Origin of the sequence: Staphylococcus sp. HMSC036D05, from assembly GCF_001836225.1 — a bacterium.
Taxonomy (GTDB): domain Bacteria; phylum Bacillota; class Bacilli; order Staphylococcales; family Staphylococcaceae; genus Staphylococcus; species Staphylococcus caprae.
The window spans coordinates 905,191-928,124 of the sequence record NZ_KV827781.1; the positions used below are offsets into that span (position 1 = coordinate 905,191).

Consider the following 22,934-nt stretch of genomic DNA (forward strand, 5'->3'; position numbering starts at 1 on the left):
GGCTGAGACAATTAATTATGTCCCAGCCTCTACTTTTTTATGAAAATCTCCTATTTGATGATGCTACACAACATCTTTCTCTTAATTTGCAATTTAGTCGTATGTGCCTTACTTACCGATAATTATTTTGTACTCTTAGATGAAATATGATACTATTTAAATCGTAATTATTTCGATTTAACTTTTCAAAAAATAAAGGAGCGGTTTGAATGCATTGGACAATTATCGGTGGTGGTATTCATGGAACAACGGCAGCAATCAAATTAAGACACGAAGGTTTAGAAAAAGAGCAATTGACCATTATTGATCCTTATACAACTTTATGTGAACAATTTAATCAGTTCACCCAGCGTATTAGCATGCCTTTCTTGAGGTCACCATTCGTGCATCACATACATCCCCAACCCTTTCATCTCAAGCAATACGCAAAATTAAATCAATACACCTCAGCTTATTATGGTCCATACAAACGCCCACAGAGAGATATGTTTATGCATCATGTCCATGATTTAGTGCACCAGTACGAACTCAATGATTGTCACATTCAAGGTACCGTATCTAAATTAAACCGCCATAGAGGTAAGTGGCAAGTCCAATTAAAGAGTGGCAAGATGGTCACGACTGACTGTGTTGTGATTGCGAGTGGATGTAATCATAGACCTTTCATACCTGAACAATTTAAAGAGAATGCAAAAGCAACACATATCTTTGATTCTAATTACAATGCTGAAATAGACAATAAGACAAATCATGTTGTAGGTTCTGGTATATCTGCTGCACATTTAACTTTGAAATTATTAAACCATCAAAATAGCAATGACATCATACATCTTTGGCTTAATAAACAAATTGAAATACATGATTTCGATGCAGATCCAGGATGGTTGGGTCCTAAACGAATGAACCAATTATCAGCCATTTCATCATCTGAAGAACGTATGAAACTCATTGAGCAAGAACGCCATAAAGGGTCAATGCCTATGGAATTATTCTTACGTTTGAAGAAGCATGAACAAACCGGTAGATTACAGCTACATCATTCACCTATTGACGAAGTGCGTTCTAATCAAATTGTTTCTGAAGGTCACACCTATCCTTACCAACATATCCTACTTGCAACTGGATTTGTAAATCAATTAGGTGCTCAACAATTTGTGCGCGCTCTGATTCACGAAGAAGATGCCCCGCTAAATGAGTGTGGTTATCCATCATTAACGTATGATCTTGAGTGGCTACCACAATTATTTGTGATGGGCGGACTTGCTGATCTTGAATTAGGTCCCTTTGCTCGAAACATTATGGGTGGTAAAGAAGGTGCTGAACGTATTAGTAAAGCGTTAAGCCGTTTAAGTAAAAAGATATCGTAGTATAAAAAAGCGCGTCCTTAGATTGTAAACCAACATGTTTTTTAACAATCTAAGGACGCGCTTTATTTGTATAATATTTATTTGATTGGTTTGATGGCTATTGTGCCTCGCATAATGCTGATTAATTGATGATTGTCATCTTTTATTTCAACGTTCCATACTTGAGTTGACTGACCTTGATGCACAATCGTTGCAGTTGCAGTTACACGACCTTCTCTTGTAGAGCGTATATGATTCGCATTCATTTCTAAACCTAAAGGTATATATTGATTTGTATCTATTAAATTTGCTGCTCCCATAGAGCATGCTGTTTCACCTAAAGCTAGACTTGCCCCACCATGTAAATAACCGAAAGGCTGTTTTACCTTGTCAGTGACTGGCATAGAAATGACTACCTTGCCGTTGTCTTCATTTTCAATTCGCATTTCAAATGTCTCTAAAAGATTCGTCATGCTTTACACCTCATTTCATATTTTATAGTACCATAGCAGCTATCGTACCAAAAATCATTAGAGGTATATTATAGAATAAGAAGTTCGGCACACATGTGTCACGAATATGATCGTGTTGACCATCAATATTTAGCCCTGCCGTTGGACCTAATGTTGAATCACTAGCGGGTGAACCTGAATCACCTAATGCACTCGCAGTACCAATGAGCGCAATCAGTGCCATCGTATCAAGACCAATGGATGCACCAAACGGTATAAATAATGAAGCTATAATTGGAATGGTCGCAAATGAAGAACCAATGCCTAACGTAACGATAAGACCAATCACGTACATCATTATAATACTAATCAATTTATGATCACCTGTCAGACTCGTTAAACCTTTCACTAAGGTATCAATATCCCCTGTCGCATTCATCACGCCAGCAAATCCATTTGCCGTTAAAATAACTACACCAATGTAGGCCATTATTTTAATACCATCTACAAATTGTTCGTCTAATTCATACCACTTATATACTCTTGAAACAAAGAAGACAAGTACACCTGCAAGTGCACCAAATATCATAGAATCTGTAAATGTTTGAACTAAGAAAGTAGCTAATATCGCAATGACAGTCACGATTAACACATAAGGCTTTAATTCAGTCACTGTTTCACGATTGTTCACATTGCGTTGCTCGTAATCACGTGGCTTTCTATAAACGATAAGGCCTAATATCAGCCCTACAATATAACCCATTGATGGAATCAACATCGCTTTCCAAATCATGTTAAATTCAATTGGATGATGTGCCTTTTGGAAACCGCTTTGAATAATTTGTTGGAAAATTTGACCGAAACCATAAGGAAGTAGAACATATGGCCAACATAATCCGAAACCTATGACTAGACCGATGAGTCGTCTATCAATCCTTAAATCATTAAATAAACTAATTAATGGTGGTATAACAATTGGAATAAATGCGATATGTACTGGAATTAAGTTTTGACTCATAATACTCATTGCTAATAAGGCAATAATAATGATGACTTTCACTTTTATTCGGGAGAGCCTACTATTTTCAGAGTGAATACCTTCAATGATTTTACCGACTAAGTAATCAGTAATCCCACTATAAGAAATGAGTGCCGCAAATCCTCCTAATAAAGCATAACTCAATGCAACTTCTGCACCGTCTGTAATATTCTTTCCAAATACACTAATAACTTTCTCAACACTCATGCCAGAAATTAAACCACCCACAAGTGCACTGATAAATAAACTAATGACTACGTTTAATCTACATAGACATAACACAATCATTAGTATTACCGCTATGACAACTGCATTAACCATGACGCTCTCCATCCTTTATCACTCTATCGAACTAAAGTATTTATAATCTACATAGTAGCAATACATGATTTCAATGTCAATGTTAAAAGAGATCAGTCGCTTACGATTTCCCCCGTACAAAAATTCATAATTAAAATATAAACTTTGAAGGGAATTTTCCGTCATCCGACTAATCTCTAAATTTATATTGTTATCCATTTCTATGAGTGAATATATTTATTTATATTGCTGTTTCATCCATTCAATTACAGTAGGAATCATATAGCCTGTAGGTCCTTTAGGTCCTTTGAATGTAGCTCTGTTAATCGTAGCAGGTCCTGCAATATCAAAATGAATATGTGGCGTCTGACCACTAAAGTGAGTAATAAACGCTGCTGCAAATAATGCTTTACCATGCCCATTTGTGTGATTAACTAAATCCGCAACATCTGATTTCTTTATTAATTGCTTTTCCGTTTCTGTCATTGGTAATTCAAATACCTTTTCATCAACAGACCTTGCAGTATCTAACAAGCTGTTGATTTCATTTTCAGCGTGAGAGTGAAAGGCAGCTGCCTTATCTTCGCCAAGTGCTACTACTGCAGCTCCAGTTAATGTTGCAAAATCCAATATAAGATGAGGTTGGAATTGTGTGGCATAAAATACAGCATCTCCCAATACCATACGACCCTCAGCATCACTATTTAACATTTCAACTGTCTCACCATTTAATGCAGTAAACACATCATCAGGTTTCATAGAGGCTTCGTTAATCATATTCTCAGCAGAAGCAATAATTCCTACCACATTCACAGGTAAACGTAATTTCGCGATGCTATCTATCATACCTACGACATTCGCAGCCCCGCACATATCAAATTTCATTGTCTGCATACCCATCTTAGACTTTATACTATAGCCGCCTGAATCATATGTAATTCCCTTACCAACTAACGCAAGTGGCGCTTCGTCTTCCCTGCCACCATTATATGTCATCGTAATTAATCTTGGGCCATTTACAGAACCTTTACCTACCGCATGAAGGAGACCAAACCCTTCAGACACAATCGTTTCAGCATCTTTGATATCTACCGTAACTTCACTTTCTTTAAAATGTTTATCAATTTCTTCGGCAAAGTATTTCGGTGTCAAAATATTCGGCGGCATTTGACTCAATTCTCGCGCAAGATTAATAGACTGTCCGAGTTGCTGACCTTCTTGAATATAAGAATTTATATCTTCATGCGTTGTTTGAATACTAATATTTAGTTGATACGGTGCCTTTTTATCTGATTTATAATTATCGAATTGATAAATGGCTTGTTCACTTTGTAAGCCGAATGCTTTAGCAACTTCTGAAGGATGATTATATTTAGAGATAAACGTATCTAAGAGTAACTCTGCTTCATTGATATGTTCTGCCTTTATATATTGAAAAGTATGCCCCCATACCTTTAATAATTGTTGATATGACAGATTTTTTAAGTTACCTAATCCAACTGTTAACAAACGTTTAGGTTGGTTATTTATATAAAACATAGTTGAAGATACTTTTCCTACTGAACTGCCAATAATGTGATGCTGTTTTAACGTTTCAAGTTGGTCGGTCATTGATTCGTCATAGTATTTCACATCATTTAATTGATTAATATGATCTGGTAAACCAATCACAAGTGTTTCTATAGGTTGATTAGATTCTTTATTGATTTGAAAATTCATTATCTTCCTCCGTTCCACATAAGTGTATGTATATTGTGATATAAATATTAAAAAAACCTCCCGCTCATGAGCAGGAGGCAAAATACATAATATGTTAATATGACTTAGTTTAGAATTTACCTTTTTTGAAAGCTAAACCTATGCCACCAATTTTGAATACAGCACGTGTATCAATGACTTTCTTCATGAATGCAGCTTTTTTACCTGCAATATCTCTGCCATAAACGATACCTACACCATCATGAGAACCTAATGAGCAAACTGTACCACGGTTAACATAGTGGAAGTCTTCTTTAGCTTCACCGTTTAAGATATGTTTAATATTTTTAGCAACATGTTCACCTTGTTGCATCGCAATTTGTGCTGTAGTTGGTAATGGACGTTCTTCTCCTTCAGGAATAAACGCTGAACAGTCACCAATTACAAAGATATCGTCATGACCTTCGATAGTTAAATCTTGTTTGTTGATGATACGTCCACGTTTAACACCTTCAAATGATTCTTCCATTAAGTGGCTACCACGAACACCAGCAGTCCAAACTGAAGTACCAGCTTCTAATTGTTGTTTTTCTCCGTTTACTTCTACTACGAAACCTTTGTCGTTACAAGCAACGATTGGCGTAGCAATTTTAAATTCTACACCGCGGTCTTCTAAGAAGTTTACAGCATAGCTAACAAGTTCGTCAGAGAACATTGGTAACATTTTAGGTGCAGCCTCAACACAAGTAATTTTTACTTTGCTTTGGTCAATACCATATTTACTGCATAATTCTGGAATTCTTTCAGTTAATTCACCTAAAAATTCAATTCCAGTAAAGCCAGCTCCACCTACTAAGATTGCTAAATCTTTGTCATCTTTTTCTTTAGAAGCTGCATAGTTAGCAAATTTATCTTCAATGTGACGAGATAATTTACGAGAAGTTAAAACGTTCTCAATTTGGAAAGCATAGTCTTTCATACCATCAATGCCAAATGTTTCACTTACGAAACCTAATGCTACAACTAAAACATCGTAGTCGTATACACCTTTATCAGTTTCAACACGTTTAGCATTGCGATCAATTTTTGTTACTTCAGCCACAACAAAATTTACTTTATCTTGTTTTAAAGCACTTTCAACTGGATAAATTAAGTCTTCATAGTTGATAGTACCAGCAGAAGCTTCATGTAACCATGTTGATTCATAATGATATTCATTTTTGTTGATTAAAGTAATTTCTGCTTCATCAGAAGAAATTTCTTTTTGTAATTTAGTAACAGTTTGTAAACCAGCATAGCCGGCACCTAAAACTAATACTTTCTTACGATTTTGAGCCATCTCTAATTCACCTAAGCTTTCATAATATTTTAACCAAAATGAAGATTAAGGCTATAAACTTATGACAAAGTAAATTGCCTTATCATTATAGACTTCCTCGACATCTTAAATTATAACGTCTTTTAATCAGGCCAAATCTTTAGTTGTTCACACAAAAGACAATTTTTAATCCAACTATAATTTTATAGCTTTTACACTACATTTTCAAGTTACAACAAGCGAGATTGTGAAATTTTTAATTTAACGAATGCTTCCTAAAATGATTTGTAAATGTGTACCAATTTTAATTAAGAGACGATCCATTAAATTAACTATTATCCAAACAGTTACACACTGACTTATACCCTTTTAAACATTTTTAAAATACAAAAAAGCAACCTATCTAGGTTGCCTTAAAACAAAGTCATCGTATTTAATTTGTTATAGGATAATTAACATTGTTCAGGGTTTCCTGAAACTTTAGCTGTTTTAAATGAACTGCCACAACCACATGAAGCGATGGCATTCGGGTTATCGATTTGGAAACCGCCACCCATTAATGATTGTTTAAAATCAATTGTCGTACCATTTAAAACTGGTGCGTCATATTTATCTACGAGCACTTTAAGTCCATAATACTCTAACACTTCGTCATTATCGCCAGGTGTTTCTTCAGCAGACATACCGTATGTTAACCCAGTACATCCACCGCCATTTACTTTAATTTTTAAATAGCCATCTGACATACCATTACTTGCTAACATATCTTTCACTTCATAAGCTGCTGCTTCTGTTAAGATTACCGTTGGCATATTACTACCTCCCAAGATCATTCTCTCTGATAATAAAATTCTACTAAATCTATTCTAATATGATTTGCTTTTCTCATTAAAACATATTCGTAATATCATTTTCTTCAATATGTTTATAAATGTTATTTAATAAATCATCCGGTGTATCACCTTCAACGATATCACCATCGACAAGTGCATACAACCCACTAGAACATATCCCACAATTTTGTAGGCATCCGTATTCTAATACATCAACACCTGGATCATTTTCTAGTTTTTCGTAGACAATATCTCCGCCCTTTGCCATATTCGAGACACAAAATTCTACTAACGGGAACATAAGACACCTTCTTAATATTTATTAGTTCACATATTATAACAAAGTTACTGCCTCTATGACTATCCGTCAGCTTGACGATTTCTACAACCTACATTTTTACTATTTTTACAAATTAAATTGCATTCTACATTTGTTTGTAGTCATTTTGAAAAACCGATATAATAGTGTTACACATACATATTTACTTTAAAATTCAGGGGTTAAGTAAATATTACGAAAGTTATCTTTGATGTTAACGGGTACATGAAAGATATTTTTAAAAGGGTCTCAATAATTAATAAATAAAATATGTTGAATAAAGGGGTATAAGGTAATGAAAAACTTAGTATTACTAGGCGGGGGTTACGGTAATATGCGAATTATGTCACGTATTTTACCTAATTCAATTCCCGAGGGGTACAACGTGACGTTAGTTGATCGTATGCCATTCCACGGTTTAAAGCCTGAATTCTATGCATTGGCAGCAGGAACGAAATCCGACAAAGATGTGCGCATGCGCTTTCCTGATAATAACCAAATTAATACGGTTTATGGAGAAATAAATGACATCGATTTGGACGCACAAATTATCTCAGTAGGAAATTCAAAAATTGACTACGATGAACTTATTATAGGTCTTGGTTGTGAAGATAAATATCATAATGTACCAGGTGCAGAGGAATACACGCATAGTATTCAGACTTTGTCTAAATCTCGTGATACTTTCCATAGTATTAGTGAATTACCAAGTGGTGCTCGCGTAGGTATCGTTGGCGCAGGATTAAGTGGTATCGAATTAGCAAGTGAGCTACGTGAAAGTCGCTCAGATTTAGAAATCTTACTTTATGACAGAGGTCCACGTATTTTAAGAAATTTTCCTGAAAAGTTAAGTAAATACATATCAAATTGGTTCTCAAAACATAATGTTACTGTAGTACCGAATTCAATCATTGATCGCGTTGAACCAGGGAAAATTTATAATAATGGAGAACCAGAAAACATTGATTTAGTAGTATGGACTGCTGGTATCCAACCTGTTGAAGTAGTTAGAAATTTACCTATCGATATCAGTAATACCGGACGTGTCATTCTTAATCAATATCATCAAGTTCCAACATACAAAAATGTATACGTCGTAGGCGATTGTGCAGATCTTCCTCATGCACCAAGTGCTCAATTAGCTGAATATCAAGGCGATCAAATTGCTGATGTGCTCAAGAAACAGTGGAACAATGAACCACTTCCTGAAAAGATGCCTGAAATTAAAATTCAAGGTTTCTTAGGATCACTTGGGGACAAACAAGGTTTCGCGTACATTATGGATCGCACGGTGACTGGACGTTTAGCTTCCATACTAAAGTCCGGCGTATTATGGCTTTATAAATATCATAATGGTTAAACACCTTTATGAAGGCAAGTTCTATTTATTCTAGAACCTGCCTTCAATTTGTATATTCAATTAATTTTCAAAGTGAGCATCAATAAAACGAGTGACTTGCTTCGTTTGAATATAACCATCAGCGACATATTCATCGTTCATTGTCACTAAAGGGTAAAATAGCTCATCTTCATGAATTCTTTCAATAAACTGTTCATCATGATCCGTCAAATTCTCTTTATCTTTATTAATATCAATATAGGTGAACTCAAAATGATGTTCAGGAAACTTTCTTTTAAGTAATGGTTGTAACCACTCAAATGTATCTTTTGAGGTTGGTGCATTAACGCAACTCGCACACACCACGTCAGCGCCATACACAACAACACTAATTTTAGTCATCAAAATCCCCCATCTTGTTTTATAGATTTTTACTACTGAATCTATTATAATGAATAAATAATGATTATGAAATAAATGACTTGAAAGGAGACATGTCTCATGCCTACTGAGAATGCAACAATGTTCGATCAAGTAGCTGAAGTCATTGAACGCTTACGTCCATTTTTATTACGTGACGGCGGTGACTGTACACTCGTAGACGTCGAAGATGGTATTGTTAAATTACAACTACACGGCGCTTGTGGTACATGCCCAAGTTCTACAATCACATTAAAAGCTGGTATTGAACGCGCACTTCACGAAGAAGTTCCAGGCGTTATCGAAGTAGAACAAGTATTCTAATTCAATATATAAGAAACGCGATAAGTGCTCTAATGAGCGCTTATTTTTTATAACAAAAAAGCCAAACACTACTTTGTGAGGTATCCCCTGAAAGTTAGATTTTAATCAAACTTTTCAGAGACTCACCAATTTGGGTTAGTGTTTGGCTTCTTTTTAATCTTTATGCTTTTTTATCTTCTTTTTTCTCATGATGTTTTTGGTCTTTGTGTGTATCGCGTGGTGGTTTATTTTTAGAGTAATCTACTTTATGATTTTTTGGATCTTGACCTTTCATGTGTTTAGCAATTTGTTGATCTACGTAGACCCAACCTTTCCATCCAATATGGACAGCATCACTAATTACATACTTTTCATAATCTTTATTAGTCATATCGTAAATCTTACCACCATTATCGACAACGGTAGAGTGAATTTTTTTATAAACGCCTTCACGTCGATCTTTATCAATACCGATATGGTCATACCATCTACCATTGGATGGAATACTTACATATTGTACGTCTGCACCTGCTTCATGCAATGTTTGTACTAATAATTTTAAGTCATCGAATTCAGGAGAATTAATATTGAACTCATAATCACGTTTAACTTTACGTTTATTTTCTTTAATTAATTTCCAGTAAGGATCTCTAATATCAAAACGATTTGTTTTAGTATTTGCCTTACCGATATCAACCGCTTTATCTTTCATCTCATCCCATGATGCATCCTCTTTAGTAGCAGGTTTAACATGTGCTAATGGAGGTTGCTTGAATGAGAATAAAGATTTAATCGCTTCAATTTTAACAAGTTGATTTTCTTTGAATGCTGAAATGTAATTGCCTGAAACGTCTTCAGGATGTTTCGCTTGCTCTCTTAAATAAGGTTTGTTGTGAGCATGCGGGAATTGTAATAATCTTTGTGCATAACGTTTCTTTAAGTCAGCTGGCATATCCTTCTGATTGAACATTTGGTTGATTTGAGTTTGAGACATACGAGCATCAAAGTTTTGGTTTGTTAAACCATGGTTTGTAAACCATTGTGGAGAAATTATAAATGTTAATTTCTTACCTTTAAGTTGATCGTATTGAGATGCCAATTCAACAGCATTAATCAAATCTGTTGATCCACCTGTACCAAGTAAAAATGTTTGTTTGCTTGAATTGTGTTTATTCAAAGCAATTGCCGGATTAAATGGATCGTCTTTACCAAGTTCACTTGAACCAAAGATAGGATAATACTTATTTGACTCAAATAATTTATTTTGAATGAGCGTGCCTTTTAAAACTTGATCAGTTAGAGAAATTCTATTATCAGCTAGCGTTTTATTCGTTACTAGTCCTGTAAACCAACTGGCTGGTAAAAGAACAAAAATAATGAATATCACGCCACTGATTAAGATAGGTAAAAAAGGTTTAAATTTCATCGTAATTCTTCTAATGCTTCTACGATTTTATTTGGAGTTGCCCACTCATCTCTATCAAAGTCCATAATTGAAACTTCAATATCTAATTTATTTTGAATTTCCAAAAGTAAACCAACTGTTTGGAATGAATCAATAATTCCTTCTTCAAAGATTTCAACGTCTGGGTTTTCTTTTACAATATCATTTTCAGCAACTTCTGCTAATAAATCTAATACTTGATCTCTAAATTCCATAATTAATTACTCCTTTATTAAATAAATTTACCTGAGAAAATTAAGAATCCAAATGTTACAAAATGGAATGTAATAATGATACTTAGTGCGGTTGTAAATCCATTTTGCCAACGTGGTGGATGCTTTTTACGCCAACGTTCATAATAGCCATAACCAATGAACAATGCCGCATGGTATAAACCATATACAATGTAATAAACTTCAAGACCGTGCCATACACCCATGATAAAGAAGTTCAAGAAGAATGCCATATTAGACATTGCGAATTGGCTTTTCAATAACTTCTTACGAGACATATAGAATAATGATCTCATGTAAATGCAATCTCTAAACCAGAACGATAAAGTCATGTGCCATCTGTTCCAGAAATCTTTAATATTTCTAGCCTTGAATGGTTGATTAAAGTTCGGTGGCGTTTTAATTCCGTATAAATAACTTACTGCTATCGCAAATAAACTGTATCCTGCGAAATCGAAGAATAAATAGAAACTATACGCGTACATGTATAACCACATGTGCGTAAAGCCATGTAAGTTTAATTGTAACGGATTAACCGCATAAACTTGAATGAAATACGCAATAATGTATTTATATAAGAAACCTAACATAATCATGTGGATAGCTTTAAGAACAAGCTCTCTATATTCTTCACCTGTAGGTACCTTTTTATCGTCTTTAACAAAGCGTTTATAACGATCGATTGGTCCAGAAGAAATCGTTGGGAAGAATGAAATAAATTGAATTAACTTCCCTACTTTAATTTCTTTAATTGAACCATCACGAATTTCCATGATTAATTGAACACTTTTGAATGTGACATATGAAATACCTAGGAATCCAACAAATTCGATTAATTTGCTCTCATGAAAATGAATTTGATGTCCGCCTAACCAAGTACTTTGTAATATTTTAACCAAAGCTAAAGGTAGAATGGATAAAACCATTACAGTTACAAACTTAGCAAATGTATTATTCTTCTGTCTTGATTTATAGTAGAACATAATCAATGCGACTTGCCAAATAACATAAATAATAAAACTCAATAGTTGTACACTTAAATACTTTTGACCGAATAAATTGTGTTTATCTGAAGAGAAGATTAACACAATCATAATGGCAGTACTTATACCGTTATAAATATAACTTCGCTTACCTAAAAATCCGAGTATAATAACTGGAATAAGTACAATAAAAGCAATTAAGAAGAAGGTAAACGTTCCATATGGAATCATCCGTTAACTACCTCTGCAATCTTTTTACGATCTAATTTACCATTTGATGTAAGTGGCAACTGTTCCATCCATTCGAACTTTCTCGGAATCATATACTCTGGTAAGCGAGATTTAAGTTCATGTTTGATGTTCGTCGTCATTGCTAAATTATCTTCAACTGGTTCATGTGGCACAACTGCGCCAATGAGATGTACAACTTTACCATTTTTATAAACTGGTACAACAATTGCTTCTCTTACATATTGAGATTGACGCAATTGTGTTTCAATTTCTTCAAGTTCCATTCGATAACCATTAAGCTTGATTTGGAAATCAATACGTCCTTGGATAAACCATTGTCCGTCTTCTTCTTTAGCTTTATCGCCTGTATGATATGTTCTTGTACCATCTTCAAAATTGAAAACAGCTGAAGTTTTCTCTTCATTCTTCAAGTAACCTAAGCTCACACTTTGACCTTCAATGACAAGTTCACCTTCATCTGTTGTTGATAAAGTAGTACCAGGTCTAGCCACACCAACTGGTAATGGATTGTATTGATCTAATATATCTTGTGTAATTTGAATACTAGTCACAGCTACAGTCGCTTCAGTAGGACCGTAAGTATTATAAATTGTAGCGTTAGGATATCTACTTACTAATGCTTTCGCTGTTCTATGAGGTAAGATTTCTCCACAGAAGAAGAATTGATTTAAACTACCATATTGTTCCTCATTAAGATTAGGTAATAATAAACACATTTCTATGAATGACGGAGTTGAAACCCACACATTAATAGGCGTATTGACTAACATTTCATTTAGTAGTTTAGGCTTTTTAATCATATCTTTGTCTACTAAATTTAAAGTTCCGCCTGATGTTAAACATGGGTAAATCGCCATTACAGATAAATCAAACGAGAATGGCGCTTGGTTAAGCCATTCTTTACCTTCGCCTGCTTTATTAAGTGAAACCATCCATTTTGCAAATTCAATCAAACTTGCATATTCGATTTGTACACCTTTGGGCTCACCTGTCGAACCAGATGTAAAAATGGTATAAACAACGTCATTTGTTTTCATTTGGCTATCGAAAACGATTGGAAATTGAGATTCCTTAACGTCTTTGATAGAAATGACTTCAGCAATAGATTGGTCTACATCTTCTTCTGAAGTATTGAAAATATATTCTGGTTGTACCTTTTCAATGATCATTTTCACACGTTCTTCTGGAACTGATGTGTCAATAGGTACATAACCACAACCTGCTTTGATTGCACCTATCATACCTACAATCATGTAAGGAGACATATGACCATATAAGACCATTGGTTTCTTACTATCTTGTAATTGATGCGCTAGCTTACTTGATGCATGATCTAATTCTTTATAAGTTAAGACTTCATTTGTATGTCTAACCGCAATCGCTTCAGGTTGTACCTTAACGAAATGGTTTAACGTATTAATTATTTCTGCCATAATTACTCTCCCTCATTAGAATTCATTATAAATGAAGTTATTATGTGTATCGCCACTACCGTATATTAAATACAAAGCTATAAATATAGCTAAATATAATAATGTTAGTAAGTAAGGCTTCATTTTCTCAAAATGCTTGTTAGGTTCTTTACCTTTAGCTTTCATATAGCACCTCTCAAACTTGGACTATTTTATTCGTTCATAAACAACTATTCTGCTTATATAAAATACGTTATTAAAATCTAACGTTTTGAACCGTGATTTTTAAAATACAAAGCTACTTTTATATTTTAGTTTTACAATTTATTATAATCGTATTCGAATTATAATTCAATTCAATTTTTATAATCTTTGTATAATGAGCTAACTTAATATTGAATGACGAATAAAAAAGTCATCACGTATTTTAAACGATTGAACGTTCTCACTTTTATTAGAACAACATCATTTTAAAACTAAACAGATAAATAGACAATTACAGACTGTATAACAAAATTGTTAGATTAAGCCACAAAAAACTCACGTAATCAAAACACGTGCTTCAAACTATGATTACATGAGCTTTTATGTCTATCTAATTTTTAAATTCCACAGCAGTGATTGGTGGTTTATTTTCTAAAACGGCTAAAATATTATCAGCACAAAGTTGAATCATTCGATCTCGTGTACGGCGAGAAGCACTACCGATATGAGGCAACACCACTGCATTTGGTAGTTGTAACAATGGATGATTCATATCAATAGGTTCTTGAAGTAAAACATCCAGGCCACAAGCTAAAATGTCATGACGTTGTAATGCTGCAACTAATGCTTCTTCATCAACGATGGCACCTCGCCCAATATTGATAAATATGGCATCATTTTTCATCATCTCAAAAGCTTTAGCGTCGAATTTGTTTTCCGTTTCTTGAGTCAATGGTGCTGTACAAATCACAAAATCACTCTCTTTTAACAATTCTTCGAAAGTGACATATGTGGCGTTTAATTCCTTTTCAGCATCTGAATGACGAGAGCGATTATGATATAAAATACGTGTATTAAACCCCTTCAACCGATGAGCGAATGCCTTACCAATATCGCCCATACCAAAGATGCCAACTGTTGAACCATAAACATCTTTGCCTGAAAGTAGATACGGTCCCCAGCTTTCCCACTGGCCTTCTTGCACATATGTTGCCGCTTCTATAATTCGTCGCGCCACAGTAAGCATCAATGTAAACCCTAATTCAGCGGTTGTTTCAGTCAATACATGAGGCGTATTTGTTACTGTTATACCATACTGACTTGCCTTATTTACGTCGATATTGTCATATCCGACTGCCATGTTCGCAATAACCTTAAGGTTTGATGCTTCTTTTAATACTTCTTCATCTATTCTTTCACTTAAAGTACTTAAACATGCCGTGGCGTCTTTGATTTCCTCTAGGAATGCTTCTCTAGGCATGGGCGTTAGTTCTTTATCCCACATGACAACATTGCCAATCCGTTCTAATTGTTCCACAAATGGTTGCGGTACCTTTCTGGTAATCAGTATTTTATTCATTTAATCACTCCCTTTCTTTCTAAAAAGTAAAATCTTATTCTGCACATTCTATTAACGTTCTTATTATCTAGGTTTACTTTTCAAGTTCGGAGATTGCAACATTTAAATCAGCAAATGAATGTGTAGGTGGAACGTCTTTAGTTTGAATCTCTTCATATGTCGTTACGCCTGTTTGAACGTGTATCGTATCAATACCTACATTAATTCCTGACATGATATCTGTATCATATAAGTCACCAACCATAGCAACATCTGATTTATCTAGCCCAAGAATTTCTATCGCTTTATTCATAATGATAGGTTCTGGTTTCCCAATAAATTGAGGTTGAACACCTGTCGAAACGCTGACAACACTAGTAATTGCACCATTACCTGGTAAGAATCCTCTTTCTTTAGGTATAGAAACATCTGGGTTAGTTGATATAAATTTAGCACCATTACGCACGCCAAGTGTAGCCAGAGCGAGCTTTTCATAAGTGACTTCTTCGTCTAAACCAATTACCACATAATCTACGTGTTCATCATCTTTAACTGTAAGTCCAGCTTGAGTTAAAGCTGTTTTCAGTCCATTACCACCTAACATATAAACAGAAGCATTAGGATGTTCTTCTGAAATGTAATCAGCAGTCGCAAGTGCTGAGGTCACAATTTCGTCTGGTTTAGCATCAATCTTCATATTGCGAAGTTTTTCCGTTACTTCGTCTGGCGTTTTCGTTGAATTATTCGTTACATATAAATGCGGAATATTGTTTTGATTTAAATAATCGATAAATTGTGCTGCACCATCAATTTCATCTGTACCTTTATACATGGTACCGTCTAAATCGATTAAATATGCTTTATAATGCTTCACTATTTATTCTCTCCTTTTCCAAATGCAGTGATCGGGACATTCTCACTCTCAAGAAATTGCGCAACTTCTTGAATAAACTGCTTATAATAAGGTAAAGCTTTATCAAATAAAGGAGCGATTTCTTCAATATTCAATTCTGTATAATCATGAGCAAACTGCTTTCTCACATCTACCGTGTCATTAATATGAGTTTGAGTCTCTTTAGAAATCACATTTTCCAATTCTAAGATATCAATCACATCTTTATAATTACCTGGATCTCTCAATATAAATCCATCAATAATCATATTTCCAATATCCACAGAAGATTCTATTAACATTTGTGCAATTCGCTCAAATGCATAATGATTTTCTTTATTTTCACCATAATCTTGCGTTAAATTTTGTAAGTATGTTAATTTCTGAGTTAATTTATCTTTATCTACGAAATACATTCCCTAGTCACCTCTTCATACGTCTATCATGATTATCATATCATAATTTTGCAGTCCTCTTCATTTGTCGTTATACTTAGACGTAACACTTTTTGGAAAATAAAGGAGCGCATCACGCATGATTGATATGTACTTATACGATGACGAAGAACAAAGCCAAGTTCAATTCGTGGGATTTGTTGGCGAACACAGTCGTTATGATTTAATGCTCGTTCAAACAGATAGACATTACGGTAAAACACTCGTATTGAACATGCAAACCAATAAATTTGGAATAATCGGTACTGATGATATAGAAGAAGAGGGTTATATTGCGCATATCTTAGGCGTTACAGAAGAAGAAGGCGATGAAATTATCGAATATTTAAATGAGGTCATTCAGTAATTGAAGAGAGATTCAATTGAGCTTGTATAGACCGAAAGTTTATCACCTTCAAATTCAAAAAATATTAAAGCAAAAAGTCCATTAAATCGAGGTATATTGACTCGACTTAACGGACTTTTATTTATGTTCATCTTTATTTTCAGTATCTTGAATGGTCGGTTGTATCTTAACATCATGAAGTTTATCTATAAGCACTTCTTCATCTTCTACTTCTTCAATCAGTTCATCGGCCGGAATATGTCGTAATACGAAATAAGGACATCCAAAATTGCAATATTCTAGCAAGTAATCTTGAATACTTGAAAAACGCTTGCTAATTTCAGCTTTTCTATTACTATCATTGTAAAATCCTTTTAAACGTAATTGATCATATCCGAAGTCGCCAACCACATAATCATATTTGTCTAAAATATCTGAGTATCTCGATGCAAAAATTTCGTCGTCAAAACAATCTCTATATTCTTCAATTAATTCAAAGTATTGTTCTTCTACTTTAATCATGATTTCACCTAATTTTATTAATATAAAAAAGGTTAGGACAATTATCGTAAAGTTACTCTGTTCAAACCCTAAACGTCTTTGTCCCGACCTCTTTTAAAATAGATTTATTTACTTAATTGTTCTTCCCCTTGACGTTGTCTTTCTTTAGCCGCTTCGTTAACTTGTTCATCGGCATGATATGAACTACGTACAAGTGGTCCTGCTTGGCAATGCTTGAATCCTTTATCCATAGCAATCTTTCTCATTTTGCCAAACTCAAGTGGTGTATAGTATTTCTCAACTTTAAGGTGTTTGCGAGAAGGCTGTAAATATTGACCAATTGTTAAAATATCTACATCATTTGCACGTAAATCGTCCATTGTTTCGTAAATTTCTTCCATTGTTTCCCCTAAGCCAACCATTAAGCTAGATTTTGTAGGAATATCTGGTTGTAATTCTTTAGAACGACGTAAAAATTCTAATGTTCTATCATACGTTGCGCGCGCACGAACTCTTGGCGTTAAGCGACGAACTGTTTCGATGTTATGGTTTAAAATGTCTGGTCTTGAAGCCATTAATGTCTCAAGTGCTTCATAGTCACCACCCATATCTGATGGTAAAATTTCTATCGTTGTAAATGGATTTCTCGCTCTTACTTTACGTACTGTTTCAGCATATACATTTGACCCTTGGTCTCTTAAATCATCACGTGCTACTGCTGTGATAACAACGTGTTTTAAGTTCATTAACTCCACTGATTCAGCAACACGTTCTGGCTCGTTCAAGTCTAATTCGTTTGGTAACCCTGTTTTTACCGCACAGAATCGACATGCTCGTGTACATACTGCACCTAATATCATAAACGTAGCTGTACGTCTTGCTCCCCAACATTCATGTATATTAGGACACTTGGCTTCTTCACAAACCGTATGTAAATTCTTCTCACGCATCATCTTTTTGAGGCCAGTATAGTTTTCGTTCGTGTTAAGCTTTATTTTCAACCAATCCGGTTTACGTAAAATTTCTTCATTTTTAGTCGCCATAACAACGCATACCCTCCTGTTTATTCTCTCTCCGTATATTATAACGAAATTAACAATAAATTAAAATCTAATATACGTTAAATTTAAAGACTAAGCAACTTTTCCTTAAAAATGTCTCTTAAAAATTCAGGCATAATATAATCAGTCGGTAACCCTTTTAAAATAGGGAAATATCTCCCAAATGTATACATATCAACAGTGCCCAATGTATACTGCTTATCCCTTTGAATTTCCTCATTATTAACAAAATAACGATCTTCTGACTCAATGAAACCTATGTTATATAGAATATATCCTCCGAAAATGTCTCCCCTAAATCCTAAACCTTGAGCATGTTCATAGATGTACTCTTGTTTTTGACTTTTCTTAATCACTTGGATTAATTCATCGCCAGTTAATCGTACTCTCACTAAGTTGATAGGATGTGGTAACATGCGATGAATGTCGTACTCTGTCACTTCATCCGCTTCTATACTATTTACAATTAAGCCTGCATTCACTATCGCGCAATCTGCATGGGTAAATTCATACACACTCTCAGCAAGTAAATATGATGTTTCAGTAATCATATCTGTTTTTTTCTGCAATTTCACATGATGGCTAATCACAGGTTCACTTAATAGTGCTTTACCTTCTTCGTCAAAGTGCGTTTCTACCTGAGGTAAACCGTCAAGTGGATGAAGCTTTGCTCTTTTATCAGTTACCTTACCTTGCTCAATAGTAAGGTTGACTTCGCCTAAATAATGCCCATACTTTCCAGCCGCAGCCATTAAAACGCCATTGTTGATTTCTCCATTTTCAAAATAATGGTGCGTATGGCTCCCAAAAATAACATCAATTTCAGGAATTTCTTGGCATAATTTCTCATCAAAGAACACACCGACATGGCTCATAACAATTAAAATATCGAACTGACCTTGTTGTGCATCAATTTCGTCTTTAATAGCGGCTAGAGGATCCGTCACAATCCAATCTAACGCCCTATAGAAAGGCGTGAACGGTGCTGTCGCAGCTACAAATAGAATGCGTACGCCTTCAATTTCTTTAATATAGGAAGAAGCAATTTGGTTAGGTAACTGACCTTGCTCGTCAAACACATTCGCACAAATCACTTTGAACTTCGCTTCGTTATAAAGATTTTGCAACGCTTCGTGAGAAATAGTCATACCTTCATTATTACCAATGGTCGCAATATCACAGTGCGCTTCATTCAGTAGTTCAATATTCTTCTTACCTAGAGTGGCTTCTGTAACAGGCGCTGATAGGTCAACATGATCACCAATATCTATGTAAAGTGAGGGATGATGAAGTTGCGGACGGTGATCGGCTAAATAGGCTTGAATACGTGCATATTCATTTAAATGACTATGAATATCGTTTGTATGATAAATCGTTAACTCCATAACTAGACCCCCTCTTCAATCATTGATTATTATGTACTTATTTTTTACTTTAGCATTTAAATACGTTATCTAAAAGTAGAAGTGCTTATCAAATTATAATAACGATTTGATAATTAAATATGCACCTATAAGTAACATCACTGTTCTTAATAGCATGACAACAGTGTCAGATTTAATTGAACGATTCACTCTCACTCCAATTTGTGCACCAATAATACTAGAAATAATTAACGCAATAGAGTAACCCCACGCTACATGGCCTTGCACAATGTGTCCAACTGAACTCATCACACTTGAAAAGAAAATCATCATCATACTTGTACCTACAGCCACATGAGGTGGAAATCTAAAGACGATGAGCATCAATGGTGTCATAAGTGCGCCTCCACCTATACCAAATAGTCCAGTAAGTACTCCAATAAATAAAGTAGCTACGAAGGCAAAGAGTGGTGGCACACTGTAATGATAAGTTTTCCCTTCCACATCTACATATGTACGTTCGTATTGAGGCTTATCAAAGATTTTAAATGGTTTAATTTTGTGGCGAACCATCAGTAAAATGGCTACACAAATCATAAATATACCAAAATATAAATTGAAAGAATCTAATGTTAAATATCTACTCAAAAACGAACCAATCAAAGACCCTGGGAGTAACCCAAATAAAAAGATTGATCCATTTTTAATGTCGACTTGCTTCGTTTTTAAATATCCTAATGAAGAAGACAATCCGGTAACGATAAGAATGACCGAAGATGTACCAATAGCAATCTGTGGTGTGATACCGTGAAGTAAATGATGATTCACTCCTAAGTAAACAAGTGTTGGTACTATGATGATGCCTCCACCTATACCTACGATTGAACCAAGTATTGCAGAAAGGCCTCCAATAAGCACTAATAAAATAATAGTTAATAACATGACATTTCGCCTCTTAGAATAATTTTAATTGTTGTGGTGCTAATCCTTCGTAATCAATACCTAAAATATCTTGATACGTTTTAGCATTTTGGGCAGCATGACCACCAGAATTATTATTAAAAACGACATAAACCTTTTTAGCTTTATGATTTAATATCTTCACCTTTTGTGCTAAATCTGAAAGTTCTTCATCGTTATAATTATACAAATATCTTACATCTCGCCACTCTTGATCAGTCATATCCTTCTTCGTCCAGCCATGCCTATTACGACCGTGATAACGAACGAAGGCAATTTCATGAGTAATACGATTGACCAATGGAATACTTCCTTCTTTCACTTGTGGTTCATCAACTACAGAATGAATAATTTGGTGTTCCATTAAGAAAGATAATGTTTGTTCTTTGAAACGTTCATCAAACCAAGATTGATGTCGAAATTCCACACACATTGGGAAATCGTCTAACTGTTTCCTCACATATAATATGTAATTAATATTTTGAACATTACAATCAAACCATGGTGGAAATTGAACTAATACCATTGCAAGTTTGCCATGTTCTTTAAGAGGTCGAATCATGGCTTTGAATTGAGCAAATAATTCGTTACGCGTCTCTGCAAAATCTTTATAATCCGCATGTAACGTTAACGCTTGATGTATTTTCACGATAAACTGAAAGCGTTTGGGCGTCTCATTTATCCATTTTAATATGTTTCGTTCTGGCTGAATCGCATAATATGAAGCATCCAATTCCACTATTGGAAAATGACTGGCATAAGTCTTAAGTTTATCCGTTTTACGCTCTAAATCTTCATATAATGTATCATGGTCACCCCAACCAGTAAGACCTATTTCTATCATATTTATCACCACCAACATGATACCATACAATAAATCAGCGATTCACTTTATCAATCTAAAATTTACATATTCTTTAATGATTAAAATCGAATCACTTTTACTTTGATTGAGGGAAGTAAAATTTAAGTGCACTTTCAATTCAGACATCTACTGCCAATATATTAAAGGAGACTCAAACAACAAATTTTGTCCGAGTCCCCTCCAATTGTGACACTATTTTGATTTAATTCTGTTTTAATCTTTCCTCAACTTGTGATACAACTTTATCCATAATCATTGCCGCATGCATTTTCTCAGCAAGTCGTGGCGACTGACCACTCCACATATGTGTGAGTTCTGGATTACCATCTTTAGCGGCTGCCTTCCTAATACTATTCGTCAATTGATTTTGAATAGGATAATCAGGAATTTCTCCATCATATTGATTCATCTCATCGATAAACGCATTATGAATACCTCGTGCATACTTTCCGCTAAATACTTTAGTGACAACTGTATCTGTTTCTTTACTATTTAGGATGGCATTTTTCAATAAATCATTCGCAGCACTTTCATCAGTAATTAAGAACGCCGTACCCATCTGAACACCTTGAGCACCTAACATCATACTAGCAAGAAGACCTCGCCCATCCATGATGCCTCCTGCAGCGACAACAGGTAACGACACTGCATCCACCACTTGGGGCACGAGAGACATCGTTCCAATCATTGGTTCATACTTTCCATTATTTAAAAATGACCCTCTATGTCCGCCCGCTTCACTACCTTGAGCAACAATTAAATCCATACCGGCACGCTCGTTCTCAATGGCTTCATCTACAGTAGTAGCTGTACCAATCAATGTTACTTCAGCTTCTCTAAGTTTCTGTATCGTTTCATGATCAGGAATACCAAATGTAAAGCAACACACGGGCACATGATATTTAATGATCATGTCTATCGCTTGCTTGAATTGTATTTCTTCGGTCACATTTACTACAGGTTCTTCTAAGTTAAATGCACGTCGATAGGGTTTCAACCATGCATTCATATGCTCAATTTGATCTGGTAAATAATGGTTCTCGCTAGGAACAAATAAATTCACACCAAATGGTTTGTCAGTTAATTGTTTCACTTCTTGAATTTCTTTTTCCAACTTTTCAGCATTAAAATAACCGGCACCAATCGTACCTAAACCACCTTGTTCACTAACAGTCGCAACCAGTTGAGGTGTAGTGCTACCAGCCATACCTGCTTGGATAATAGGATAGCGCACGCCTAGTCGTTCGGTCATTTCATTATCATTCCACATCATGCTC

At 34.8% G+C, this 22,934-nt stretch carries 25 protein-coding genes; 4 read left to right on the forward strand and 21 right to left on the reverse strand.

Going from position 1 to position 22,934, the window contains the following annotated elements:
• Positions 1–209 precede the first annotated feature (209 nt).
• Positions 210–1,367 (forward strand): NAD(P)-binding domain-containing protein, encoded by a 1,158-nt coding sequence (locus HMPREF2580_RS08840; protein ID WP_070832117.1) that lies wholly within the window; start codon positions 210–212, stop codon positions 1,365–1,367.
• A gap of 77 nt (positions 1,368–1,444) precedes the next feature.
• Here the strand turns inward: HMPREF2580_RS08840 and HMPREF2580_RS08845 are convergent, their stop codons facing one another.
• The 6 genes from HMPREF2580_RS08845 to HMPREF2580_RS08870 all read right to left on the reverse strand — a co-directional run bounded on the left by HMPREF2580_RS08845 (position 1,445) and on the right by HMPREF2580_RS08870 (position 7,287).
• The gene (locus HMPREF2580_RS08845) at positions 1,445–1,819 is read right to left on the reverse strand and encodes a PaaI family thioesterase (protein ID WP_070832120.1); all 375 of its coding nucleotides are present in this window, start codon (positions 1,817–1,819) and stop codon (positions 1,445–1,447) included.
• Positions 1,820–1,841: 22 nt separating this feature from the next.
• On the reverse strand, positions 1,842–3,158 hold the full coding sequence (locus tag HMPREF2580_RS08850; protein WP_037541241.1) for a Na+/H+ antiporter family protein: 1,317 nt from the start codon (positions 3,156–3,158) through the stop codon (positions 1,842–1,844).
• Between the two features lie 216 nt (positions 3,159–3,374).
• On the reverse strand, positions 3,375–4,856 hold the full coding sequence (locus HMPREF2580_RS08855) for a M17 family metallopeptidase (protein ID WP_070832123.1): 1,482 nt from the start codon (positions 4,854–4,856) through the stop codon (positions 3,375–3,377).
• A gap of 109 nt (positions 4,857–4,965) precedes the next feature.
• Positions 4,966–6,174 (reverse strand): NAD(P)/FAD-dependent oxidoreductase, encoded by a 1,209-nt coding sequence (locus tag HMPREF2580_RS08860; RefSeq protein ID WP_070832126.1) that lies wholly within the window; start codon positions 6,172–6,174, stop codon positions 4,966–4,968.
• Positions 6,175–6,605: 431 nt separating this feature from the next.
• Positions 6,606–6,965, reverse strand: a complete 360-nt coding sequence (locus HMPREF2580_RS08865) for a HesB/IscA family protein (protein WP_070832130.1) — start codon at positions 6,963–6,965, stop codon at positions 6,606–6,608.
• 76 nt (positions 6,966–7,041) lie between these two features.
• Complete coding sequence (locus tag HMPREF2580_RS08870) at positions 7,042–7,287, reverse strand: YuzB family protein (protein WP_070832133.1); 246 nt, start codon at positions 7,285–7,287, stop codon at positions 7,042–7,044.
• A gap of 313 nt (positions 7,288–7,600) precedes the next feature.
• Between HMPREF2580_RS08870 and HMPREF2580_RS08875 the strand changes: the two genes are divergently transcribed.
• Positions 7,601–8,665, forward strand: coding sequence for an NAD(P)/FAD-dependent oxidoreductase (locus tag HMPREF2580_RS08875; protein ID WP_002441759.1), 1,065 nt, complete (start codon positions 7,601–7,603; stop codon positions 8,663–8,665).
• Between the two features lie 60 nt (positions 8,666–8,725).
• Here the strand turns inward: HMPREF2580_RS08875 and HMPREF2580_RS08880 are convergent, their stop codons facing one another.
• Positions 8,726–9,046 carry a YuzD family protein gene (locus tag HMPREF2580_RS08880; RefSeq protein WP_002441758.1) on the reverse strand — a complete coding sequence of 107 codons (321 nt, stop codon included), beginning with the start codon at positions 9,044–9,046 and terminating at the stop codon, positions 8,726–8,728.
• Positions 9,047–9,145: 99 nt separating this feature from the next.
• Between HMPREF2580_RS08880 and HMPREF2580_RS08885 the strand changes: the two genes are divergently transcribed.
• Positions 9,146–9,388: a NifU family protein gene (locus HMPREF2580_RS08885; RefSeq protein ID WP_002433501.1), complete on the forward strand. Its 243-nt coding sequence runs from the start codon at positions 9,146–9,148 to the stop codon at positions 9,386–9,388.
• Positions 9,389–9,548: 160 nt separating this feature from the next.
• On the opposite strand, the gene dltD is transcribed toward HMPREF2580_RS08885, so the two are convergent.
• From dltD to HMPREF2580_RS08925, 8 genes are all read right to left on the reverse strand, one after another.
• The gene (gene dltD / locus HMPREF2580_RS08890) at positions 9,549–10,793 is read right to left on the reverse strand and encodes a D-alanyl-lipoteichoic acid biosynthesis protein DltD (protein ID WP_070832136.1); all 1,245 of its coding nucleotides are present in this window, start codon (positions 10,791–10,793) and stop codon (positions 9,549–9,551) included.
• A complete protein-coding gene (gene dltC, locus HMPREF2580_RS08895) occupies positions 10,790–11,026 on the reverse strand; it encodes a D-alanine--poly(phosphoribitol) ligase subunit 2 (protein ID WP_002433359.1) in 237 nt (78 codons plus the stop codon). The genes dltD and dltC overlap by 4 nt, the downstream gene beginning before the upstream one ends.
• A 17-nt stretch (positions 11,027–11,043) precedes the next feature.
• Positions 11,044–12,258, reverse strand: a complete 1,215-nt coding sequence (gene dltB / locus HMPREF2580_RS08900) for a D-alanyl-lipoteichoic acid biosynthesis protein DltB (protein WP_070832139.1) — start codon at positions 12,256–12,258, stop codon at positions 11,044–11,046.
• The gene (gene dltA, locus HMPREF2580_RS08905; protein WP_070832143.1) at positions 12,255–13,712 is read right to left on the reverse strand and encodes a D-alanine--poly(phosphoribitol) ligase subunit DltA; all 1,458 of its coding nucleotides are present in this window, start codon (positions 13,710–13,712) and stop codon (positions 12,255–12,257) included. Before dltA ends, dltB begins: the two co-directional genes overlap by 4 nt.
• A gap of 15 nt (positions 13,713–13,727) precedes the next feature.
• On the reverse strand, positions 13,728–13,877 hold the full coding sequence (locus tag HMPREF2580_RS08910) for a teichoic acid D-Ala incorporation-associated protein DltX (RefSeq protein ID WP_002441749.1): 150 nt from the start codon (positions 13,875–13,877) through the stop codon (positions 13,728–13,730).
• A 409-nt stretch (positions 13,878–14,286) separates the two neighbouring features.
• Positions 14,287–15,255, reverse strand: coding sequence for a 2-hydroxyacid dehydrogenase (locus tag HMPREF2580_RS08915; protein ID WP_070832146.1), 969 nt, complete (start codon positions 15,253–15,255; stop codon positions 14,287–14,289).
• A gap of 73 nt (positions 15,256–15,328) precedes the next feature.
• A complete protein-coding gene (locus HMPREF2580_RS08920; protein WP_070832149.1) occupies positions 15,329–16,108 on the reverse strand; it encodes a TIGR01457 family HAD-type hydrolase in 780 nt (259 codons plus the stop codon).
• Positions 16,108–16,542, reverse strand: coding sequence for a DUF86 domain-containing protein (locus tag HMPREF2580_RS08925; protein WP_002441743.1), 435 nt, complete (start codon positions 16,540–16,542; stop codon positions 16,108–16,110). The genes HMPREF2580_RS08920 and HMPREF2580_RS08925 overlap by 1 nt, the downstream gene beginning before the upstream one ends.
• Before the next feature lie 118 nt (positions 16,543–16,660).
• On the opposite strand from HMPREF2580_RS08925, the gene HMPREF2580_RS08930 reads away from it, so the two are divergent.
• Positions 16,661–16,927, forward strand: a complete 267-nt coding sequence (locus HMPREF2580_RS08930) for a DUF3055 domain-containing protein (RefSeq protein WP_070832152.1) — start codon at positions 16,661–16,663, stop codon at positions 16,925–16,927.
• Positions 16,928–17,044: 117 nt separating this feature from the next.
• Here HMPREF2580_RS08930 and HMPREF2580_RS08935 read toward each other — a convergent pair whose 3' ends face one another.
• The 6 genes from HMPREF2580_RS08935 to HMPREF2580_RS08960 all read right to left on the reverse strand — a co-directional run bounded on the left by HMPREF2580_RS08935 (position 17,045) and on the right by HMPREF2580_RS08960 (position 22,927).
• Complete coding sequence (locus HMPREF2580_RS08935; RefSeq protein WP_070832155.1) at positions 17,045–17,428, reverse strand: YutD family protein; 384 nt, start codon at positions 17,426–17,428, stop codon at positions 17,045–17,047.
• Between the two features lie 104 nt (positions 17,429–17,532).
• Positions 17,533–18,450, reverse strand: coding sequence for a lipoyl synthase (gene lipA / locus HMPREF2580_RS08940; RefSeq protein ID WP_070832159.1), 918 nt, complete (start codon positions 18,448–18,450; stop codon positions 17,533–17,535).
• Positions 18,451–18,533: 83 nt separating this feature from the next.
• Positions 18,534–19,853 (reverse strand): bifunctional metallophosphatase/5'-nucleotidase, encoded by a 1,320-nt coding sequence (locus tag HMPREF2580_RS08945; protein ID WP_070832162.1) that lies wholly within the window; start codon positions 19,851–19,853, stop codon positions 18,534–18,536.
• Between the two features lie 93 nt (positions 19,854–19,946).
• Positions 19,947–20,774, reverse strand: coding sequence for a sulfite exporter TauE/SafE family protein (locus HMPREF2580_RS08950; protein ID WP_002441733.1), 828 nt, complete (start codon positions 20,772–20,774; stop codon positions 19,947–19,949).
• Positions 20,775–20,787: 13 nt separating this feature from the next.
• Positions 20,788–21,636, reverse strand: a complete 849-nt coding sequence (locus HMPREF2580_RS08955; RefSeq protein ID WP_070832165.1) for a DUF72 domain-containing protein — start codon at positions 21,634–21,636, stop codon at positions 20,788–20,790.
• Positions 21,637–21,859: 223 nt separating this feature from the next.
• On the reverse strand, positions 21,860–22,927 hold the full coding sequence (locus tag HMPREF2580_RS08960) for an NAD(P)H-dependent flavin oxidoreductase (RefSeq protein ID WP_070832167.1): 1,068 nt from the start codon (positions 22,925–22,927) through the stop codon (positions 21,860–21,862).
• Between the last annotated feature and the right edge of the window lie 7 nt (positions 22,928–22,934).

What these genes read in the sequence shown, in the direction of transcription:
- HMPREF2580_RS08840 (WP_070832117.1), top strand. Translation starts at nt 210, where the DNA reads ATGCATTGGACAATTATCGGTGGTGGTATTCATGGAACAACGGCAGCA.
- HMPREF2580_RS08845 (WP_070832120.1), bottom strand. Translation starts at nt 1,819, where the DNA reads ATGACGAATCTTTTAGAGACATTTGAAATGCGAATTGAAAATGAAGAC.
- HMPREF2580_RS08850 (WP_037541241.1), bottom strand. Translation starts at nt 3,158, where the DNA reads ATGGTTAATGCAGTTGTCATAGCGGTAATACTAATGATTGTGTTATGT.
- HMPREF2580_RS08855 (WP_070832123.1), bottom strand. Translation starts at nt 4,856, where the DNA reads ATGAATTTTCAAATCAATAAAGAATCTAATCAACCTATAGAAACACTT.
- HMPREF2580_RS08860 (WP_070832126.1), bottom strand. Translation starts at nt 6,174, where the DNA reads ATGGCTCAAAATCGTAAGAAAGTATTAGTTTTAGGTGCCGGCTATGCT.
- HMPREF2580_RS08865 (WP_070832130.1), bottom strand. Translation starts at nt 6,965, where the DNA reads ATGCCAACGGTAATCTTAACAGAAGCAGCAGCTTATGAAGTGAAAGAT.
- HMPREF2580_RS08870 (WP_070832133.1), bottom strand. Translation starts at nt 7,287, where the DNA reads ATGTTCCCGTTAGTAGAATTTTGTGTCTCGAATATGGCAAAGGGCGGA.
- HMPREF2580_RS08875 (WP_002441759.1), top strand. Translation starts at nt 7,601, where the DNA reads ATGAAAAACTTAGTATTACTAGGCGGGGGTTACGGTAATATGCGAATT.
- HMPREF2580_RS08880 (WP_002441758.1), bottom strand. Translation starts at nt 9,046, where the DNA reads ATGACTAAAATTAGTGTTGTTGTGTATGGCGCTGACGTGGTGTGTGCG.
- HMPREF2580_RS08885 (WP_002433501.1), top strand. Translation starts at nt 9,146, where the DNA reads ATGCCTACTGAGAATGCAACAATGTTCGATCAAGTAGCTGAAGTCATT.
- dltD (WP_070832136.1), bottom strand. Translation starts at nt 10,793, where the DNA reads ATGAAATTTAAACCTTTTTTACCTATCTTAATCAGTGGCGTGATATTC.
- dltC (WP_002433359.1), bottom strand. Translation starts at nt 11,026, where the DNA reads ATGGAATTTAGAGATCAAGTATTAGATTTATTAGCAGAAGTTGCTGAA.
- dltB (WP_070832139.1), bottom strand. Translation starts at nt 12,258, where the DNA reads ATGATTCCATATGGAACGTTTACCTTCTTCTTAATTGCTTTTATTGTA.
- dltA (WP_070832143.1), bottom strand. Translation starts at nt 13,712, where the DNA reads ATGGCAGAAATAATTAATACGTTAAACCATTTCGTTAAGGTACAACCT.
- HMPREF2580_RS08910 (WP_002441749.1), bottom strand. Translation starts at nt 13,877, where the DNA reads ATGAAAGCTAAAGGTAAAGAACCTAACAAGCATTTTGAGAAAATGAAG.
- HMPREF2580_RS08915 (WP_070832146.1), bottom strand. Translation starts at nt 15,255, where the DNA reads ATGAATAAAATACTGATTACCAGAAAGGTACCGCAACCATTTGTGGAA.
- HMPREF2580_RS08925 (WP_002441743.1), bottom strand. Translation starts at nt 16,542, where the DNA reads ATGTATTTCGTAGATAAAGATAAATTAACTCAGAAATTAACATACTTA.
- HMPREF2580_RS08930 (WP_070832152.1), top strand. Translation starts at nt 16,661, where the DNA reads ATGATTGATATGTACTTATACGATGACGAAGAACAAAGCCAAGTTCAA.
- HMPREF2580_RS08935 (WP_070832155.1), bottom strand. Translation starts at nt 17,428, where the DNA reads ATGATTAAAGTAGAAGAACAATACTTTGAATTAATTGAAGAATATAGA.
- lipA (WP_070832159.1), bottom strand. Translation starts at nt 18,450, where the DNA reads ATGGCGACTAAAAATGAAGAAATTTTACGTAAACCGGATTGGTTGAAA.
- HMPREF2580_RS08945 (WP_070832162.1), bottom strand. Translation starts at nt 19,853, where the DNA reads ATGGAGTTAACGATTTATCATACAAACGATATTCATAGTCATTTAAAT.
- HMPREF2580_RS08950 (WP_002441733.1), bottom strand. Translation starts at nt 20,774, where the DNA reads ATGTTATTAACTATTATTTTATTAGTGCTTATTGGAGGCCTTTCTGCA.
- HMPREF2580_RS08955 (WP_070832165.1), bottom strand. Translation starts at nt 21,636, where the DNA reads ATGATAGAAATAGGTCTTACTGGTTGGGGTGACCATGATACATTATAT.
- HMPREF2580_RS08960 (WP_070832167.1), bottom strand. Translation starts at nt 22,927, where the DNA reads ATGTGGAATGATAATGAAATGACCGAACGACTAGGCGTGCGCTATCCT.